This window comes from Rouxiella sp. WC2420 (genome assembly GCF_041200025.1).
Lineage (GTDB): Bacteria > Pseudomonadota > Gammaproteobacteria > Enterobacterales > Enterobacteriaceae > Rouxiella.
Map to the genome: position 1 here is coordinate 2,262,200 of NZ_CP165628.1, position 17,625 is coordinate 2,279,824.

Annotated in this window: 19 protein-coding genes; 12 read left to right on the top strand and 7 right to left on the bottom strand. The window is 48.3% G+C overall.

Annotation, left to right across the window (positions count from 1 at the left end):
• The first annotated feature begins 31 nt into the window (after positions 1–31).
• A complete protein-coding gene (locus AB3G37_RS10445; protein ID WP_009636315.1) occupies positions 32–514 on the top strand; it encodes a GNAT family N-acetyltransferase in 483 nt (160 codons plus the stop codon).
• Between the two features lie 184 nt (positions 515–698).
• Entirely contained in the window at positions 699–1,859 is a 1,161-nt protein-coding gene (locus tag AB3G37_RS10450; RefSeq protein WP_369790632.1) for a PQQ-dependent sugar dehydrogenase, read from the top strand.
• Between the two features lie 42 nt (positions 1,860–1,901).
• Here AB3G37_RS10450 and AB3G37_RS10455 read toward each other — a convergent pair whose 3' ends face one another.
• Together AB3G37_RS10455 and AB3G37_RS10460 are read right to left on the bottom strand one after the other, a co-directional pair.
• Complete coding sequence (locus tag AB3G37_RS10455) at positions 1,902–3,188, bottom strand: MFS transporter (RefSeq protein WP_369790633.1); 1,287 nt, start codon at positions 3,186–3,188, stop codon at positions 1,902–1,904.
• Positions 3,185–4,615, bottom strand: a complete 1,431-nt coding sequence (locus tag AB3G37_RS10460) for a M20 family metallopeptidase (RefSeq protein WP_369790634.1) — start codon at positions 4,613–4,615, stop codon at positions 3,185–3,187. The genes AB3G37_RS10455 and AB3G37_RS10460 overlap by 4 nt, the downstream gene beginning before the upstream one ends.
• Before the next feature lie 164 nt (positions 4,616–4,779).
• Here AB3G37_RS10460 and AB3G37_RS10465 point away from each other — a divergent pair, with 164 nt between their 5' ends.
• Positions 4,780–5,703 carry a LysR family transcriptional regulator gene (locus AB3G37_RS10465; protein WP_369790635.1) on the top strand — a complete coding sequence of 308 codons (924 nt, stop codon included), beginning with the start codon at positions 4,780–4,782 and terminating at the stop codon, positions 5,701–5,703.
• A 24-nt stretch (positions 5,704–5,727) separates the two neighbouring features.
• On the opposite strand, the gene AB3G37_RS10470 is transcribed toward AB3G37_RS10465, so the two are convergent.
• A complete protein-coding gene (locus AB3G37_RS10470) occupies positions 5,728–6,435 on the bottom strand; it encodes an HAD family hydrolase (RefSeq protein ID WP_369790636.1) in 708 nt (235 codons plus the stop codon).
• Positions 6,436–6,848: 413 nt separating this feature from the next.
• On the opposite strand from AB3G37_RS10470, the gene AB3G37_RS10475 reads away from it, so the two are divergent.
• The gene (locus AB3G37_RS10475) at positions 6,849–8,120 is read left to right on the top strand and encodes a serine hydrolase (RefSeq protein WP_369790637.1); all 1,272 of its coding nucleotides are present in this window, start codon (positions 6,849–6,851) and stop codon (positions 8,118–8,120) included.
• 72 nt (positions 8,121–8,192) lie between these two features.
• Here AB3G37_RS10475 and ybjG read toward each other — a convergent pair whose 3' ends face one another.
• Positions 8,193–8,798, bottom strand: coding sequence for an undecaprenyl-diphosphate phosphatase (gene ybjG / locus AB3G37_RS10480; RefSeq protein WP_369790638.1), 606 nt, complete (start codon positions 8,796–8,798; stop codon positions 8,193–8,195).
• A gap of 372 nt (positions 8,799–9,170) precedes the next feature.
• The gene (locus AB3G37_RS10485) at positions 9,171–9,722 is read right to left on the bottom strand and encodes a cysteine hydrolase family protein (protein WP_369790639.1); all 552 of its coding nucleotides are present in this window, start codon (positions 9,720–9,722) and stop codon (positions 9,171–9,173) included.
• Positions 9,723–10,121: 399 nt separating this feature from the next.
• On the opposite strand from AB3G37_RS10485, the gene AB3G37_RS10490 reads away from it, so the two are divergent.
• The 7 genes from AB3G37_RS10490 (at position 10,122) to AB3G37_RS10520 (ending at position 14,341) form a co-directional block, all read left to right on the top strand.
• Positions 10,122–10,709 carry a class I SAM-dependent methyltransferase gene (locus AB3G37_RS10490; RefSeq protein WP_369790640.1) on the top strand — a complete coding sequence of 196 codons (588 nt, stop codon included), beginning with the start codon at positions 10,122–10,124 and terminating at the stop codon, positions 10,707–10,709.
• A gap of 177 nt (positions 10,710–10,886) precedes the next feature.
• Positions 10,887–11,321, top strand: a complete 435-nt coding sequence (locus tag AB3G37_RS10495) for a DMT family transporter (RefSeq protein ID WP_369790641.1) — start codon at positions 10,887–10,889, stop codon at positions 11,319–11,321.
• A 9-nt stretch (positions 11,322–11,330) separates the two neighbouring features.
• A complete protein-coding gene (locus tag AB3G37_RS10500; RefSeq protein WP_369790642.1) occupies positions 11,331–11,813 on the top strand; it encodes a DMT family transporter in 483 nt (160 codons plus the stop codon).
• A 180-nt stretch (positions 11,814–11,993) separates the two neighbouring features.
• Positions 11,994–12,587: a TetR/AcrR family transcriptional regulator gene (locus AB3G37_RS10505; protein ID WP_369790643.1), complete on the top strand. Its 594-nt coding sequence runs from the start codon at positions 11,994–11,996 to the stop codon at positions 12,585–12,587.
• 151 nt (positions 12,588–12,738) lie between these two features.
• Positions 12,739–13,386 (top strand): glutathione S-transferase family protein, encoded by a 648-nt coding sequence (locus AB3G37_RS10510; RefSeq protein ID WP_369790644.1) that lies wholly within the window; start codon positions 12,739–12,741, stop codon positions 13,384–13,386.
• Positions 13,387–13,396: 10 nt separating this feature from the next.
• Positions 13,397–13,876, top strand: coding sequence for an OsmC family protein (locus AB3G37_RS10515; protein ID WP_369790645.1), 480 nt, complete (start codon positions 13,397–13,399; stop codon positions 13,874–13,876).
• Positions 13,877–14,086: 210 nt separating this feature from the next.
• The gene (locus AB3G37_RS10520; RefSeq protein ID WP_009636300.1) at positions 14,087–14,341 is read left to right on the top strand and encodes a hypothetical protein; all 255 of its coding nucleotides are present in this window, start codon (positions 14,087–14,089) and stop codon (positions 14,339–14,341) included.
• Positions 14,342–14,631: 290 nt separating this feature from the next.
• Here the strand turns inward: AB3G37_RS10520 and AB3G37_RS10525 are convergent, their stop codons facing one another.
• Positions 14,632–16,314, bottom strand: coding sequence for an aspartate:alanine antiporter (locus AB3G37_RS10525; RefSeq protein WP_009636299.1), 1,683 nt, complete (start codon positions 16,312–16,314; stop codon positions 14,632–14,634).
• A gap of 315 nt (positions 16,315–16,629) precedes the next feature.
• Here AB3G37_RS10525 and ybjM point away from each other — a divergent pair, with 315 nt between their 5' ends.
• Positions 16,630–17,013: an inner membrane protein YbjM gene (ybjM, locus tag AB3G37_RS10530; RefSeq protein WP_369790646.1), complete on the top strand. Its 384-nt coding sequence runs from the start codon at positions 16,630–16,632 to the stop codon at positions 17,011–17,013.
• A gap of 73 nt (positions 17,014–17,086) precedes the next feature.
• On the opposite strand, the gene AB3G37_RS10535 is transcribed toward ybjM, so the two are convergent.
• On the bottom strand, positions 17,087–17,353 hold the full coding sequence (locus AB3G37_RS10535; protein ID WP_009636297.1) for a GrxA family glutaredoxin: 267 nt from the start codon (positions 17,351–17,353) through the stop codon (positions 17,087–17,089).
• Positions 17,354–17,625: the final 272 nt, after the last annotated feature.

Genomic DNA, 17,625 nt, shown 5'->3' on the forward strand with positions numbered 1-17,625 from the left:
ATTCAAGTAAACAGAAACAGGGACAGAAACAATGACGAGTTTTAAAATCCGCTCCGCCGTGGCCGATGATGCACAGGCCATCTTCGACATGATTGTTGAACTTGCCGTATATGAAAAAGCGTTGGTAGAAGTTAAAACCAACCCTCGGGAGATCCTCGAAACGCTATTTGGCGAAGGCAGTGTTACGGAAGCGCTGATTTGTGAAGTCGCTGGTAAAGCAGTGGGTTACGCGGTGTTCTTTACCAGCTATTCCACCTGGATGGGCCGCAACGGTATCTATTTGGAAGACTTGTACGTCTCGCCGGATTCTCGTGGGCTGGGGGCGGGCAAGGCGATGATTCAGAAAATTGCACAACTGGCGGTTGAACGCCGCTGCGCTCGCCTCGAGTGGAGCGTGCTCGACTGGAATAAACCGGCGATTGATTTTTATCTCGGCATAGGGGCCAAGCCAATGGATGAGTGGGTGCGCTACCGCCTTGACGGTGAAGCTTTAGTCTCTTTTGCCGGACGCTAAGGGGCTCTAATATAAAAGCCCGCGTATCGTGAAGATGAGCGGGCAGACTAAAAACGATCGCAATCTATTCGCGAGCCTTCGATTTTCAGGCAGTTAGGGATTGGCACCTTTACAGAACCTATACATTTAGCGGAAAGTACTGGTCTAAAATGAGACTTTATTGGACAGAAAAGGACCTCCACTTATGCCGCTATCGCTCAAGCAATCCAAACGTCCCTGGCAACTCCTGCTGCTGGCGGGCGCGCTGGCAATACCCACGCTGGCTATTGCTCAGCCGGCCAGTAAGCCAGTGCCAAAAGTTGCAGTAAATGTTCATACTGAGCTAACCGGGCTCAATCATCCGTGGTCGCTGGCCTTTCTGCCTGATAATCAGGGCGCGCTAATCACCGAGCGCAGCGGTAATCTGCGCCTTTGGCAGCCGGGGAAACCGTTGTCTGCGGCGATTACCGGCGTACCCGCAGTGTGGTTAGAAGCACAGGCCGGGTTGTGGGATGTGCGGCTGGCACCGGATTTTGCGAAAAGTCGGCGCGTTTATTTAAGCTTTGCAGCCAAGGATGACAAGGGAGAGCCGCACGCCGAGCTAGGTTATGGCACGCTTTCCGCTGACGGGCTGCATCTTGAAAATTTTAAAACGATTTTCGTTGAACAACCGGCGCTGGAAAGCGGTATCAACCTCGGCGGGCGGTTAGTGTTTGATCCGAATGGCAATATTCTAATGTCACTCGGCGATAATAATCAGCGCATTCAGGCGCAGCAGCTCGACTCGCTGCGCGGCAAGGTGATTCGCCTGACGCCAGAGGGCGGCATTCCTGCCGATAATCCTTTCGTGAAATTAAAGGGCGCGCGCCCCGAGATCTTTACTTACGGCAATCGAAATCCACAGGCTTTAGCCTACAATCCCTGGACCAAAGATCTGTGGGAAACCGAGCACGGTCCGCGTGGGGGTGATGAGGTTAATATCCTGGCAGCGGGCAAAAACTACGGCTGGCCGGTCGCAACTTTCGGCATCGACTATTCCGGCATGCCAATCCCGGAAGCCAAAGGCTCACATTTGCCAGGCATGGAAGATCCTGTTTACTATTGGCGTATCTCGCCTGCCGTCAGCGGCATGGCCTTCTATAACAACAGCAAATTCCCACAGTGGCAGAACTCGCTGTTTGTTGGCGCATTGAAAGAAACCACGCTTATCCAGCTGGATGTGAAAGACAAAAAAGTCATGGGAGAGAACAGGATGCTCGAAGGTTTGGGGCTGCGTATCCGTGAGGTACAGGTTGGGCCGGATGGCTATCTGTATGTATTAACTGATGAAAGCAACGGCAAGCTGTTAAAGATATCGCCGAAGTAAGCATAAAATCCCTCGCCGGTTGTCATCGGCGAGGGTGTGATATTAACGGCGGGATTGCTGTGACTTGATAAGCGCCCACAGACTGAGCAAAGCTACCATCATCAGGTAATAGCTCGGTGCCAGCTTGCTGCCGGTAGCGGTAATCAGCAGGGTACAGATAAACGGCGCGAAGCCGCCAAACACCGTTACTGCGATGTTATAACCGATCGCCATGCCGCTGGCGCGGGTGGTAACCGGGAACAGGTCCGCCATCATCGAGGGTACCGCCGAGAAATATACCGACTTCAGTAATGCCATCCAGCACACCAAAGCCACCAGTGCGAAGGCGGTGTTGTAGTGAATCATCAGCCAAAAACCCGGATAAATGGTCACCAGCAGCAGGATGAGCGCTCCCCACATCAGCGGCAATCGACCCACTTTTTCAGCCCACAGCCCCATCAAGGGCGTTGCGACGGTAAGGATGACCCCAGCCAGCAGCGTGGCGGTGAAAGCCACTTGACCTGAAAAATGCAGCGTTTTAGTGGCGTAAGTCGGAACATAGTTCAGCATATAATTGACCGCTGTGGAGACCACCATCAGGCCAATTGCCATGCACAGCAGAGTTTTTTGCTGGCCAAACAGAGTATTTAAAGGCTTGGCCGTTTTGTCTGCTTTTACAAAGCTCTCGGCTTCTTCAATGTTGCGACGAATATACAAACCTACCGGACCAATCAACAGGCCGAAGGCGAAAGGAATGCGCCATCCCCAATCCTGAATCTGTGACTCTGACAGCCACTGCGACAGCCCGAGGCCAAACGCCGAGGCTAGCAGGGTACTGGCACCTTGGGTGGCAAACTGCCAGCTGGCAATATAGGCTTTGCGTTCCGGGAAATGTTCCACCAAAAACGCGGTGGAGCTGCCGAACTCACCGCCCGCCGAGAAGCCCTGAATCAGGCGTGCCAGCAAAATAAGCAGCGGAGCGGCCAGACCGATGGTGGCGTAGGAGGGCGTGATAACAATCAGCAAACTGCCCACCATCATCAGGCTGATAGAGGCCAGCAGCGAGGCCTTGCGACCTGCCCTGTCGGCAAAAGCGCCGAGTACGATAGCGCCCAGCGGGCGGATAAGAAACGAAACGCCGAAGCTGCCAAACGCCAGCAGCAGTGAAACGGTCTGATCAGTCGTCGGGAAATAGGCGCGAGCAATATAGGCGGCAAAAAAACCATAAACGGCGATATCGAACCATTCCAGCGCGTTGCCGATACAGGTTACAAACAGCGTTTTGGTCAGGCTTGGCTTGACTGCGCTGGCGGCTCCGCTGGACGTGGTTGCAGAGGAGAGCTGGCTCATGCTTCACCGCCAGTTTTAGCCGCGTGCTCATGATGAGCTTTAAGCAGCGAGTTGCCGCGCTCGCCCAAATCCCAGAACAGGCGAGTCATGATTTGCAGACCTTCGCGGGTAATGGAAATCAGCATGTGTTCATCGACGGCGTGCTGACCGCAGGCAGGATAGGAATGCGGCACCCACAGCGTTGGCAGTCCCAGAATATCGGCAAATACTTCGTTGGGCAGCGAGCCACCAAGATTAGGCAACAGCGCCGGTTTTTTACCGCTGCTGTGTTGCATTACCTCCAGCGCCCAGCTCACCAATGGGTCAGTGGGATCAAAACGGGTAGCCGGAGAACCGCGCAAAAACTCGACCTCAACACGGTGGAATCCATGCTGATCAAGATGTTGGCGCACGTGCTGTTGCAGGTTTTGCCAGTCAGTTCCTACCACGTGTCGCAGCTGACACACTGCTGTGGCTTTGCCCGGGATAGCATTCATCGGGCGTGCAGGGTTACCCGTCAGGAACGACAGCACTTCCATCTGGTTCCAGGCGAACAGTCGCTCGGCCGGGGTGAGACCGGCCTCGCCCCAGTCAACATCGATTTGCGGATCGCCAGGCGTAGTGCCAACCTCAATATCGCTGAGAATCTGACGAATGGCTGCACTTACAGCGGGTGGCTTGAGCGCTGCGACCTGTAATTGACCCTGTTGATTGACCAGACAGGCGATCGCGTTAGCTAACAAAGTGCCCGGATTAGGCAACAGGCCGCCCCAGTTACCGGAGTGATAGTCTTTGTCGCGGGCATTGACCGACAGGCGGAAATTCACCGCGCCGCGCGAGCCGAGGAATAGCGTAGGGCGTTCGGCGCTCAGGCGTGGGCCATCGGAGGCGAGAAACACATCGGCGCTCAGGGCCTGCTGATAGGTCTGGCAAATCTCGGCCAATCCTGGTGAGCTAATTTCTTCACCCATCTCATACAACAGTTTGCAGTTGAAACCCAGACTGCCGCCGCGAGCAGCAAAAACCTGCTCAATGGCAGCCAGATTGACGCTGTGTTGCCCTTTATTGTCGGCGCTGCCACGGCCATACCAGCGGTCGCCGTCTTCAAACAGCACCCATGGGTCCAGCCCTTCGCTCCAGTTTTCGTCATCGCCAAATACCACGTCGCCGTGGCCATAACTCAACACCGTAGGCAAAGCCGGGTCTTCAATACGGGTGGCAATAAGGAAAGGGCGATTAACTGCATGAGGATTATCAATGAATTGCAGTTCAAAGCCCATTGCCAGCAGCGCCGGGTTGATTTCTTGTTGATAGTAACGCTGGATAGCTTCATCGCGTTCGGTGGACTGGCTTTCTGTCGCCAGCGCGACGCGTCGTGCCAAAACGGCTTTGAATTCGCCGCTATCGAACCAGCTCATGGCTTGTTTAACTGCTTTTTCCACTGTCATTAAATGTCTCGAGGTTGTGTTAATTATTTTTATGTTGTTTGACTACTCGTTCTATCTAATAGAAAACACAGCGTTGCCACAATAATAATAATTGCAATGAAGCGTTGCTTTAATTATAACGCTGACATGCACAAAATCGGGGCATGCACGATTCAGGGGCAAAAATGCACAGTAACGAAATTCGCTATTTCCTGGCGGTCGCCAATACCGGATCGCTGAGCGCCGCCAGCAAACAGCTGTTTGTTGCCGTTTCTGCTATCAGTAGACAAATACAACAACTCGAAACCAGGATTGGCGCCACGCTGTTTGAGCGGCACGCGCGGGGAATGGTGCTGAACGATGCCGGACAAATTCTTGAAAATCATGTACGTAAAAGCATGATGGACATGGATTTTGCGATTGCAGAAATTCAGGGACTGAAAGCGGTGCGCCGGACGGTGATCCGCATGGCCTGTACAGACGGTCCTGCGTATAGCCTGTTGCCGCAAATGTTTGCGCGTTTCAGGGCAATCAATCCTGGGGTGATGTTTTATCTCAATGTCGGCACGGCGTTGCAGGTTTCGGAGATGATCCGCAGCGGCGATTGTGATCTGGCCTTGCAGTTTAGCCTGACGCCGGAGCGCGGTGTTGAAGTGCTGGCCTCGCATCCGGCGACGGTTCGACTGGCAATGCTTAGCCATCATCCGCTTGTTATTCAGGAGGTTAGCTTAGGTGATTTGCGCGCTTATCCGCTGGCGTTGAATGAGCCGAGCAGCACCATCGGGCAGCTGTTTGACCTCTCGTGTCGTATGAATGGCATTTTCCTTGAGCCAGCACTGAGCTGTAATCGTTTTAGTACGCTGTATGATTTCATGCTCAATACGCCGGGGGCGATTGTGGCATGCAGCCATTTTTCGGTGATGTTCAATGCTCGCGCTGACGGGCTGGTAATGAAATCCATTAATATTGAGCAACTTAGCCATCGCACCTTACAGCTTCAGACTCAGGCTGGGCGTCATCGTTCTGCCGCACTCAGCCAATTTATCGATTTCAGCTGTGAACTACTGGCCAGAGAAGCTGCGGCCTTTGAGCGAGATTTTAATTTGTAAATCAGTAGATTGAGTGATGATGAACTACGAGGTAGCGGTTTGGCGCACTGGGTGACGCAGCCAGCTGAGGTCAGGCCAACCGTTGATTTCGGCGTGTTCACGCAACGCCTTACAGCCATTGACCACGGTGGGTTTATCAACAAACTCCAACAGTGGTAGGTCAAATATCGAGTCACTATAGGCGTAGGTTTTTTTAAATGCCGGCGTTCCGCTCTGCGACAACCAGGCTTCAAGGCGTCGAACACTGCCCTCATGAAAAGTGATATCGCCAGTGGTTTTGCCGGTAAAGCAGCGTGGATGACTATTTATCTCGGCCTGCAAGGCAAATACCTGCTCGAAGCCAAGTCTTCTGGCAATGGGAGCCACCAGATGATCGCCCGAGGCAGAAACCAGAGCGATCACATCGCCTCTTTCCCGATGCCAGGCCATCTGCTGACGGGCTTGAGGATAGATTCGCGGCATGATATCCCGATGCACAAATCGCTCGACCCAACCGGCCACGGTGTGGCAGTGGTAGCCACTCATCGGTGCCAGAGTCAGTTTTAAATAAGAGGCAATGATGTCGGGGTCGGGAGGGGTATCAGAATAGTGGGTGACAGGGTGCATTTGCTGTTGGTGATACTGCAAACTGGCCGTCGGGGTATAGCCCTGAGAAACCAGCCAATGTAGCCACAGGCTGGCGCTGTCATCACTAATCAGCGTTTTATCGAGATCGAACAGCGCTAAATCCATAACCCACTTCCCGCGATAGAGGACGATGTCATTTTAGGTTAGCGGAAAATTTTGTGAAGGGTAAGGCAAATTAAGAAAATTTTTATCGACATTTTCAAGGGAGTGAAATTCCGCCAATCCTGATATTTATATGATATTCGCTAATATGTTGATAAATTATTTAGATTTATGGGCTACTCTCTCGCTAAGCTAACGCTCTTCATTGCAGTGCAGACGAGATTTTTCGACAGAATTCGCATAATTACGCTTTCAGGAGCAGACAAAAGTGCAATTATGACTACTATTCAAAGAAACTTTACATTGGGGGAGTTTCTTATCTGCGAATAAAACGGTAATTTTTATACCGGTAGAGTTCATGACCTGATTGAAAGATAAACAAAATTCAGTTACCCGGACAAAAGCGCTAATAACCTATGACAATCTCTTTCTTATCCAAACGGAACCTTCTTTGTACGTTCAGCGGCACGGCTTTGTTGCTGACGTTTCCTGCTGCGCATGCTGATACTGCTCCGGCAAAATCTGTCGAAATCGCGGCCCCTTCCACAACAACTTCGGCCGCACCTGTTGGCCCTCAAATTAACGCAAAATCATGGGTGCTGATGGATTATGGCAGCGGCAAGATCATTGCCGAGTCGCAGCCAGATGCACGATTGGACCCCGCCAGCCTGAGTAAAATCATGGTTAGCTACGTGGTAGGGCAGGCGCTAAAATCAGGCAAAATTCACTCCACAGACGTGGTTACCATTGGTAAAGATGCCTGGGCGACCGGCAATCCGGTGCTGCGCGGCTCTTCTTTGATGTTCCTCAAACCAGGGGATCAGGTTCCGGTATCCGAACTGAATCAGGGAGTGGTGATTCAATCGGGCAACGATGCCAGCATTGCGCTGGCCGATTACGTTGCCGGCAGTCAGGATGCCTTTGTCGGCCTGATGAACCGTTATTCACAGCAGTTGAACCTGACCAATACTCAGTTTAAAACGGTTCACGGTTTGGACTCTGACGGCCAGTACACCTCGGCGAGAGACATGGCGTTGTTATCCAAGGCGCTTATCCACGATACGCCTGAAGAATACGCGATGAACAAGGAAAAAGAGTTCACTTTTAACCGCATTCGTCAGGTTAACCGTAATCGCCTGCTGTGGAGCACGAACTTAAACGTCGACGGCATCAAAACCGGTTACACCTCGGGTGCAGGTTATAATCTGGTTTCTTCCGCCGTGGATTCAACCGGCATGCGCTTAATCGCGGTTGTTATGGGAGCCCCTAGCGATCGCGTGCGTTTTAGCGAAAGCGAATCACTGCTGACCTGGGGTTTCCGTTTCTATGAAACTATTACGCCAATCAAAGCCGCGGATGCATTTACTACTCAACGCGTCTGGTTTGGCGCAGAGAAAACGGTACCTCTGGGCGTAGCTGAAGATGCCTCGCTGACCTTCCCGAAAGGGCAGCTAAAAAATCTCAAAGCCAGCTTCACCCTGAACAGCCCTCAGCTTGAAGCTCCTATCATCAAGAATCAGGTTGTAGGTACCATCAACTTCTCACTTGATGGCAAAGTTATCGAGCAGCGTCCGCTGGTGGCCAAGGCTGATGTTCCCGAGGGCGGTTTCATTAGCCGCATTTGGGACTTTGTGATGATGAAAGTCAGCGGTTTATTTGCCAGCGTGTTTGGTAAGTCAGCTTCATAACGTTTATTAAAACGCAGAATGCAAAAAAGGCGAGGATCGTATCCTCGCCTTTTTGTTTTCTATCAGGCCTGCTTATCCGCGAACCCAGCCTTTACGAATCGGCAGTGCAAAACTAAAGCGGTACAACTTATCCAGCAAGCTGCTGATTTGTGTACCGAACAGGTTCCAGACCAGCTGTGAAAACAGGCAGCCCAGAATGCCAACCAGGAAGCCGCCGAGCATATCCATCGGCCAGTGAACACCTACGTAAACGCGAGACCAGGCAATACCCAAACCGATCACCAGCAGCACAGCTCCCGACCAGACGCGATGCCAGAACAGGAAGGCGAGGGCAAAGGTAAAGATCGCTGTGCCGTGATCGCTCGGGAAGGAACTATCGGACGAATGATGCATAAAGGTATAACCATAGCCTTCCATAAACGGACGAGCATGAGGAAATAGCTCCGATATTGCTCTTGCAAAAGCCATGGCAAACACTAATGCAATGCCGATTTTGGTCACCAGAGTGCGTTGGGGGTTGATGTTGTGGTGTTGCCCCCACAGGTAAAGTCCCACGATTAACGCGGGCACGATTAAAATCATATCTTTTGCCAGGAACAAGGCGATATCCAACAGCCATTTTGGCGAGTTGGGCGTCGCATTAATCCAGGTAAACAGCTGGTGATTGAGCTGCTCCATATATATCCTCATCTTATTGTCGGCAAAATAGGCGCCGGAAATTATTAACTAAAAGATTAACTACAAGTTTACTAAAAAGCTGACCGTTAAAAATTAACTCAGTTCAACGTTAAGGCTTCCGAGGGCATCAGTAAAGTGTATAAAACTCTTAAATTGCGCCTTATTTAACCTTCATATAGTTAGCCAACACCCTTGAAAATACAGGATAAAAATTAAGAAAAACTTAAGGGAGTAGAATGTTGCTGCTAATATCGCCAATATTCAGGAATATTCTTAATTATAAACAATCAGTTGGTGAAAAATCAAAGGGCTAAACATGGACAAGTTTAAGCTTGTCCATTTATTAACATTTTAATTATTCAATTTTAATTCTTAAATCGAAAGCTGACAGAATTCCACAGTCGGCATTACGCGTGCGATTGGACCATTAAGGCAGGCATTGTGATGAGCAATGATATCCGCTGCGGCAAGTTGTTGGGTATTAACGCAGCTGTGTGCATCAGAGATAAGAATCGGCTTAAAGCCTAAGGCCAGAGCTGAGCGACAGGCAGTATCAACACAATATTGAGTTTTAAGACCAACAATAACGACTTCCTGGACATCTTTTTTCTGGAGCTGATTTGCCAGGGAAGTACCGTCAAAACAGCTGGCGCGCGACTTATCGATATAAATATCTCGTGACGGGTCGATATTTAATTCGGGAATCACATTCCAAATGGCTTCACCTGCGGCAAAAGGTGATCCGGCTGGACCCGCATGGCGGATAAAAAACACCGGCTGGTCAATCTGGTGAAAATGGCTAATAAGTTGATTGATATTGTTCAGCAGATTATCGCGCAGGTATGGCAGCGGTTCTACTGAACATTGGCCCAGCTGCATATCGATAACTAGCAGGGCTTTTTTTACTTGAGAGTGAGGTTGCATGGTGTTCTCCTGATTGAGCCGCAAATGTCAGGAGCTAACTTAACCCCTGCCATGGTTGGCGGGGTTGAGGTTGTTGTTTACCAGCGCACAACAACCTGCGACCCACCGTAAAAGGTAGTCGTTGTGATGGTTGTGTAAGTCAGTGCGCTAAAAATATTCATGTAATCAATATGTCAGCCAGACATTATGCCGTCAATAAATTAATTCCTTCGTTGGCTTAACGAAAACCACTGAATGAAACAATTCGTTAACATTCTGCCTGGGTGAAAACTGTTTAGTTGACGCGCAGTGGAGTATTTTTTTAGCCAGCGAGTCAAACTGAAGCAATTGAGAAACGCGGTGTGAATTATCCCGCAGAGTGCAGATAAACCCGTACCTTTTAAAAAGAGCGAGTATCAAATGGATAGTAGAACGCTTGCCACCTACGATCAGCAAGCAGCTGATTACGCGGAAGAATGGGAATCACAGCCGATTGGCAATGATTTGCATGAGACCATTAAGACATTCTTTACTCAAGGCCCAACTATTGACGTTGGGTGCGGCAGTGGGCGTGATGCTGCCTGGCTAAATGCTAATGGTTATCCGACAGTTGGCGTCGATGCTTCTACAGGACTATTACTTGAAGCCCATAGACACCATCCTGAATTAACACTTTTTTATTCAGCACTGCCGGAATTAACCGGCGTGGTGGAAGAAAGTTTTGAAAATGTGCTTTGTGAAACAGTCATCATGCATCTGCCAATAGACCTTATTGAGCCTTCAGTGCACAAACTGCTTAATCTGTTAAAAAGTCAAGGTATTTTATACCTTAGCTGGCGGGTGACGGAGGAAGAAGATCGCCGTGACGAACAGGGAAGACTGTATGCTGCTTTTGACGAACGTATCGTAATCAATGGTTTGGTAGGAGCGCAGCTGCTAATGGATGAGAAAGTAGTGAGTCAGTCATCCGGGAAAATTATTCGCAGGATTGTGGCGCGCAAAAATTGAAGTTAACGCTGTCAGTTTAACTTACTTGGCTAAGAAAAAATTTATCGCTTATCAAAATCCACAACAAATTTCACTGTTACTATCTCAATTTCTGCACAAGTGTTTCCTATATTATGCTGTTTTTCACTAACCTCTATTCCTTTATCATTCTCCACTTACATTATTGGAGACTGTTTAATGCAGCTTTTATTTATATTACTCGTCGTGGCAGGCGGGATGGGGTTATCCGTTGAAGCCGGATTATTAGGACCACTGGGGAGTGAAGTCGGGGATCTGTGGGCGACTTTCAGCATCTTTGGTGTCGGGGCAGCACTGACCTTTTTGCAGATGCTATTTTTCAGTCCACGCAATAGTCCATCGTTTTTCGCCCAGCCAGCCTGGCAACTAATAGGAGGAATTCTCGGCCCGGTGTATGTGGTTATTTTGACAGTTGCCGTTCCTGCCATCGGTATTGCCATGACCATGATTGGTATTCTCGCCGGTCAGGTGTTTAAAAGTCTGGTAATTGATCACTATGGGCTTTTTGGTACCGCTCACCGAAAAATTGATAATAAACGCATTATCGCGTTGGTATTTATTGTTGCCGCGCTTGTTCTTGTGGCCAAAGGTTAAGGTGAATCCATGACTGTTTTAATGATCCTTCTGGCCGTGGTCGGTGGTGCATTTTTAAGTATTCAGGCAGCAATCAATGGCCAGCTGGGCAGCAAGGTTGGCGTCTTTGGCAGCGCTTTTTTGACTTTTTCAATAGGAGCCTTGGTTACGGCATTGCTAATTTTCTTCTTTGAACCGAAGCATGATCTGACCCTGCTGGATGTGCCCAAATGGCAGCTGTTGGGGGCGTTTTGCGGCGTGCCTTATATTGTCATTATGGTGCTGGCGGTACAGCGCATTGGTGCGGCGGTAGCCACCGTAGCAGTAATTTTCGGTCAGTTGGCGATGAGTATGCTGATTGATAATTTTGGCTGGTTAGGCAATGAGACTATTCACTTCTCGCTGACGCGTTTAGGTGCGGTAATTTGTTTGGGGATTGCGCTATTCTTTATCTACTCCAGCAATAAATCCAATTCAGCCGACACAGAAGTAAACGCCGAAATACGCGAATAACCAAGTTAATCAGGGCAGTGTACAACGCTCTGCCCTGATGGCTTGAATATAAAATAAACAAAATTGACAAAGGTAATCGAGACTGTAAAGTAAAATACCTTTCCTTCTAAAGCTTCGTGGTCCTCTAACGTTGAGCGCCAGTCGTTTTATCTGCTTGGCTACGCCAATAAGAACTAACTCATGTACCAAGCTAATGAACCCTACTTTCAACCGCTTTCGAAAGCTATTCTCACCGAAGCCATTAAAGTCTTTTACCAATTTGGCTATAAAAAATGCTCGATGGAGGACATCGCAACAGCGGCCAAAGTATCAAGGCAGACGCTTCATCTTTATTTTCGTAATAAAGAACAGCTTTTTCGTGCGGCCTTAGAAATTATGACCCACGATTTGTTGATTGCGATACAGAATGTTGCTGATAATCAAAACGATGCAATCGAGGATATTTTATCCGAGATTTTTGATGTTCTCTGTGGAAAGCAAGGCGCTGTTTCATCGGCGGCTAATATCGCCGAATTAATGGCTGTCGCGCATTCTAAAGAGCGGCATCTGATCACTCGTTTTCAGACCAAAGTGCAGGAAATATTGGCGAATGCGCTTTCTCGGGCTGGCATAGACACTCATTGGCAGCAGCAGGGGATCAGCGCTCAGGATTTGGCGTTGCATCTCCTTGATACCTCAGCCGGTATTAAATCCTTATTCACTAAAGGGGACGACTCAAATTACCTGCGGCGGATGGCAATCGCTATCCGAGTTGTAGTGATTGGGGCTCGTTAGCACATTCCGACTTTCGAACTTTTGCGGAACGCACAAAGGTGTCCTATAAATAGCTTCTAGCTTGCTCGCAAGGGCAGGTTATGCTGAAATCAATAACCGCAGTTCACCGAGCTGTTTGGCTAAGTTCGCAAGCATGGAGAATATAGTCTGAATGTATCAGCTCTATTATTGCCGAGGTAAAGCTAGCCTGACCCCGCATATGCTTTTGGAAGAACTCGATGTCCCCTATCAGTTAGTCCCTATCGATGTAAAAAATAATCAACATAAAACTGCGCAATATCTGGCGCTAAATCCTATGGGCCAAATCCCGCTATTGATAGATTTGGATGTAAAAATCACTGAAACTGCTGCAATCTGCCTTTATCTCTCAGATAAACACCCAGAAAAAAACTTCGCTCCTGCATTGGGAACCACAAAGCGCGGCCTCTTCTATAAATGGTTATTTTTCCTGACGAGTAATCTACAAGCTGAGCTGATGATTTATTTCAACCCGCAGCATTACAGCGAAAGTGATAAGGCAGGGGTCAAAGTGCGTGCCTATGAAAATATCTCCGGCATGCTAGATTTAATTGAAAATCAGTTGGTAGAATACCAATCTTTTGCGACAGGTCCTTATTTTTTGGGTAAACATTGCAGCGCTGTCGATTTATTGCTCTTGATGCTTTCTCGCTGGACCAGCGACCTGGCCTATCCTGCGCGAGTCAGACCCTGTTTAAATAAGCTTCTTAATCTGGTTGTCTCCCGGCCTGCCGTGATACGTGCGTTTAATGACGAAAATATTGTTGCCCCTTATTTCTGAGGTTTAAAAAATGAAAGCGCGTGAACATCATTATCAGGTTTCAATCGAGTGGATTGGCAATAAAGGCACTGGCACCTCTTCTTACAAAGCTTATGCACGAGATTATGTGATCAGTGCGGATTCAAAAAGCGATATCCAAGGATCGTCCGATCCCGCCTTCCTCGGGGATGCAACGCGTTGGAATCCTGAAGATTTGCTGGTGGCGTCCGCATCAGCATGCCATAAATTGTGGTATTTGCACCTGTGTGCCGAGGCTGGAATTATTGTTGAGGCTTATGTTGATCACGCAGAGGGAACCATGGTAGAAGGAGAAAAGGGTAGATTTACTCGCATTGTGTTGAAGCCGGAAGTGACCGTAAAGCCAGAGACGAATATCGAATTGGCAACGGATTTGCATCATAAAGCGCATGAGCTTTGCTATGTGGCGAACTCTTTAAACTTTCCTGTGCACTGCGAGCCAACTTTCAAGATTTACGCTGGATTAAGATAGTTTGCCAACCCCTTGTAATCGAATATGTTTTTACCTTAGTATGCTAAGTATTGGTAAGTTTTAATTAAGTATGATTACCATTAAAAAATGGAGACCTGGATTGAGCAAATGTAGGGATCCTTTGATTTTGAAATTTACTGCCTGTCTAGGCGCTAAACACAGCTGAAAAATCAATATTTTAGGTTAAAACCTTTTATAAAGGGATATAACATGACTACCACTAAAGATTTCGAACAGTCTTGCCGCGACCAAATAACAGTTTTGTTTTTATCAGAAATCCTTAACCGTCTTGGTGTGATTGCCGCAGGGAAAGTTCTGACCAACGTCACCAAAAAGGTTAATGCCGAGGAAGATGAAGAAGTTAAGGCACGACTTTTAAGTTACATCGATGAGCTTAAAGCGAGCTACGTAAATGATCCTGACAATCCGCCGATTGAAGGTCACAAGTGGCAGATACCTCGATAATCGAGAAAAAAGAGCTACCTTTTTAATCAGCCCACAGAGATGTGGGTTTTTTATTGCTCGTTACAAACCATTCTACTGCTCAATGACTTTCTTTTATTTCAGGCAAGAAAAAACCCGGTAACCTTGAACCTAATAGAGGCGGGGTTAACGGGCTCTCCAATATGGGGACTTCTAAGAAAAGCAGTGGCAATAGTTAAGACTGCTTCTCTGATAGAAAGTTCGCGATAGTTCAAAAAAAACACAATTATTTGTTGATTTTCTAAATCTATCAAACGAGTCAATGGGTTACATTAACTGCCCGGCCAGATGATGACGATAAAGGTCCCTGCTAAGGTTAGTAACACGTTAGCGATAGCGTAAGTCCCCGCATAACCCAGTGCTGGAATATTGCTGCGTGCGGTGTCGCTGATGATTTCCATTGCAGGAGCACAGGTGCGTGCTCCCATGATGGCACCAAAAAGCAACGCGCGGTTCATGCGCAGTACATAAGCACCAAAGATAAAGCAGATAATAACCGGCACCAGGCTGACTATCAGACCGGAAAGTAGCATCTGGCCACCTACTGCACCGAGACCGTGATTAATACCGGCTCCGGCACTTAGCCCAACTCCGGCCATAAACACCATCAGGCCAAATTCTTTCACCATATTTAACGCACCCTGCGGGATATAGCCGAAAGTAGGGTGGTTGGCTCGCAGGAAGCCGAGCATGATGCCGGCAAACAGCAATCCTGCCGCGTTACCAATACCAAACGTGATGGTTTTAAACTGGAAGGTGATTAAACCAATCATCAACCCGACAATAAAGAAGGCACAAAAGGCCAGCAAATCTGTCACCTGGCTGTGAATTGAGATAAAGCCGATGCGTTCAGCCAGGCTTTTAACGCGTCGCGCGTCGCCGCTGATCTGCAACACATCACCTTTGTTAAGCACGATGCTATCGTCAATCGGCATTTCGATTTGGCTGCGGATAACGCGGTTGAGGAAGCATCCATAGTCAGTCAGATTGATTTGGCTTAACCGTTTACCGACCGTGTTATTATTTTTTACCACCACTTCTTCAGTGACTATGCGCATGTCGAGCAGATCGCGATCGAACACTTCCTTGCCATTTCGGAAGCTCGGATCAAGACGTGAATGAGCATCGGGATATCCCACCAGCGCGATTTCGTCACCGTATTGCAGCACCGCATCGCCGTCTGGCGTAGCGAGAATGCCATTACGGCGAATACGCTCGATATAACAGCCAGTTTGGCGATAAATCCCCAATTCGCGCAAGTTTTTACCGTCGGCCCAGGCAACCAGCTCTTGACCTACGCGGTAGGCGCGGATCACCGGCAAGTAAACTTTACGCTGACTGTCAGTGTCGAGGCCGCGCTCGCGGGCAATTTGCTGGGCGCTGGTGGACAGATCCTGATGCTGTAGTTTCGGCAGATAACGCGCGCCGAAAATGAGACTTACCAGACCAATAAGATAGGTTAGAGCATAACCCAGGCTGAGGTTATCGAGCTCCGGCCCAAGAATCTTGGTGCTGCCCAGAGTATTACGCAGCGTATCCCCCGCGCCGACCAGCACCGGTGTTGAGGTCATCGAGCCTGCCAGCATACCGGCGGTTAGCCCGATATCCCAGCCAAAAAGCCGCCCCAGCCCAAAGGCCAGCAGCATGGCGGTACCCACCATGACCAGCGCCAGCATCAGATAATTTTTGCCATCGCGGAAGAAAATTGAAAAAAAGTTAGGCCCGGCTTCGACACCCACACAAAAAATAAACAGCATAAAGCCGAGATTGAGTGCCTCGGTATTGATGCTGAAATGCTGTTGCCCGAGCAGCAGGGAAACGACTAAAACTCCAATGGAATTACCTAATTGTACCGATCCTAGTCGTACTTTCCCCAGACACAGGCCGAGCGCCAGCACCACAAAAAGTAAAAGGATGTAGTTACCATTTAACAAACTAGCGACATTTATATTCACAGAGTATTACTTATTGGTTACCAGCAATTTATTGAAATATATAACAGCAAGAGATAAATTCATTCATGCTACTGATGAAAACCACGCAGCTAATGGATCGCACTCAATTGCTGAAACTGTTTATCCGATACTGTTTATCCGAAATGACGGGCAGTATTCTAGTCCTTGCTGCGGATTACAGCCAGTGTTAGCAAGTGTTTAAGAACAAAAACAACTGTATAGCCAAATGGACAGTGGCTGTATGTCTACGTTTTTGCTATCTGCTGTAACTCAAGGCCCGAAGGTGCAGGTGTTCATTAACTATGGAGAGAAGACATGAAACGGTATTTACCCCTTTTATACGGCACTATAAATGCTATTTTATTTATAATTGTTTTTATTTCGTTAAAAGGTCATGTCGTAACTGTTAATAGAATTATTCCGCAGAGTGATTTATGCATGCTGCTTTATTTGCTGCCTGGAATGATTGCCTGTTTATTAAGCCGTGGTGAGAATTTTATTGCTCTATTGTTGGGCGCGATTATTAGCGTTCCCGTATGTTTATTAATTCGCCATTATTTCATGTTGGAAATTCGCAGCAACTGGCAAGAGATTGCCTACCTGATTAGCGCCGTATTCTGGTCGATGCTGGGCGTAATGTTTGTATTGTTATATCAAGTCTGGGGCAAGCAGTCGCGCAGGCAAAAGCGGCGAATATGACTTGGCAAACACAAAAAAAGCACTCTTTTCAGAGTGCTTTTTAATTCTGAACCGCAATTGGCCCGCAATGGGATTATTGCTGAAACAGCGCCAGATGCTCTTTGGCGTAAGCTTCAAAATCGGTGCAGCCGCCAATGTGTTTCTGGTCGAGGAAAATCTGTGGAACAGTTTCTACCGGCTTGCCCACAGTCTTTTCCAGATCTGCTTTAGAAATGCCTTCCGCGTGAATATCAACATAACGGAAATTGAAATCGTCACGTTCTTCAGTCAGTTTTTCCGCCAACTCTTTTGCACGTACACAATAAGGACAGCCAGGACGCCCGAAAATTACTGCAAACATGGAGACTCCTTAGATTTTTAAATGCCTGAAAGTCAGGACTTGACAAATTTGAGATGTAAATCGCAGAAATTATTTATAATTTAGCGCAGTGCTCTCACAACATGGAGTTACTATGCCTGTCTCGGCAGAGAAAAAAAAGTAGGAATTACCTGTCGCTTTGATGTGCTGTGCCTATCTGCGCCATTATGTTTAGAAAAAATACGACAATGAATGTAAACCCGTCATTCAAGCAAAAGAGGGCAGTCATTTAGTGCGGCGGCGCTTGCAATGGG

Coding starts and splice junctions, on each gene's coding strand:
- AB3G37_RS10445 (WP_009636315.1), top strand. CDS start 32: ATGACGAGTTTTAAAATCCGCTCCGCCGTGGCCGATGATGCACAGGCC.
- AB3G37_RS10450 (WP_369790632.1), top strand. CDS start 699: ATGCCGCTATCGCTCAAGCAATCCAAACGTCCCTGGCAACTCCTGCTG.
- AB3G37_RS10455 (WP_369790633.1), bottom strand. CDS start 3,188: ATGAGCCAGCTCTCCTCTGCAACCACGTCCAGCGGAGCCGCCAGCGCA.
- AB3G37_RS10460 (WP_369790634.1), bottom strand. CDS start 4,615: ATGACAGTGGAAAAAGCAGTTAAACAAGCCATGAGCTGGTTCGATAGC.
- AB3G37_RS10465 (WP_369790635.1), top strand. CDS start 4,780: ATGCACAGTAACGAAATTCGCTATTTCCTGGCGGTCGCCAATACCGGA.
- AB3G37_RS10470 (WP_369790636.1), bottom strand. CDS start 6,435: ATGGATTTAGCGCTGTTCGATCTCGATAAAACGCTGATTAGTGATGAC.
- AB3G37_RS10475 (WP_369790637.1), top strand. CDS start 6,849: ATGACAATCTCTTTCTTATCCAAACGGAACCTTCTTTGTACGTTCAGC.
- ybjG (WP_369790638.1), bottom strand. CDS start 8,798: ATGGAGCAGCTCAATCACCAGCTGTTTACCTGGATTAATGCGACGCCC.
- AB3G37_RS10485 (WP_369790639.1), bottom strand. CDS start 9,722: ATGCAACCTCACTCTCAAGTAAAAAAAGCCCTGCTAGTTATCGATATG.
- AB3G37_RS10490 (WP_369790640.1), top strand. CDS start 10,122: ATGGATAGTAGAACGCTTGCCACCTACGATCAGCAAGCAGCTGATTAC.
- AB3G37_RS10495 (WP_369790641.1), top strand. CDS start 10,887: ATGCAGCTTTTATTTATATTACTCGTCGTGGCAGGCGGGATGGGGTTA.
- AB3G37_RS10500 (WP_369790642.1), top strand. CDS start 11,331: ATGACTGTTTTAATGATCCTTCTGGCCGTGGTCGGTGGTGCATTTTTA.
- AB3G37_RS10505 (WP_369790643.1), top strand. CDS start 11,994: ATGTACCAAGCTAATGAACCCTACTTTCAACCGCTTTCGAAAGCTATT.
- AB3G37_RS10510 (WP_369790644.1), top strand. CDS start 12,739: ATGTATCAGCTCTATTATTGCCGAGGTAAAGCTAGCCTGACCCCGCAT.
- AB3G37_RS10515 (WP_369790645.1), top strand. CDS start 13,397: ATGAAAGCGCGTGAACATCATTATCAGGTTTCAATCGAGTGGATTGGC.
- AB3G37_RS10520 (WP_009636300.1), top strand. CDS start 14,087: ATGACTACCACTAAAGATTTCGAACAGTCTTGCCGCGACCAAATAACA.
- ybjM (WP_369790646.1), top strand. CDS start 16,630: ATGAAACGGTATTTACCCCTTTTATACGGCACTATAAATGCTATTTTA.
- AB3G37_RS10535 (WP_009636297.1), bottom strand. CDS start 17,353: ATGTTTGCAGTAATTTTCGGGCGTCCTGGCTGTCCTTATTGTGTACGT.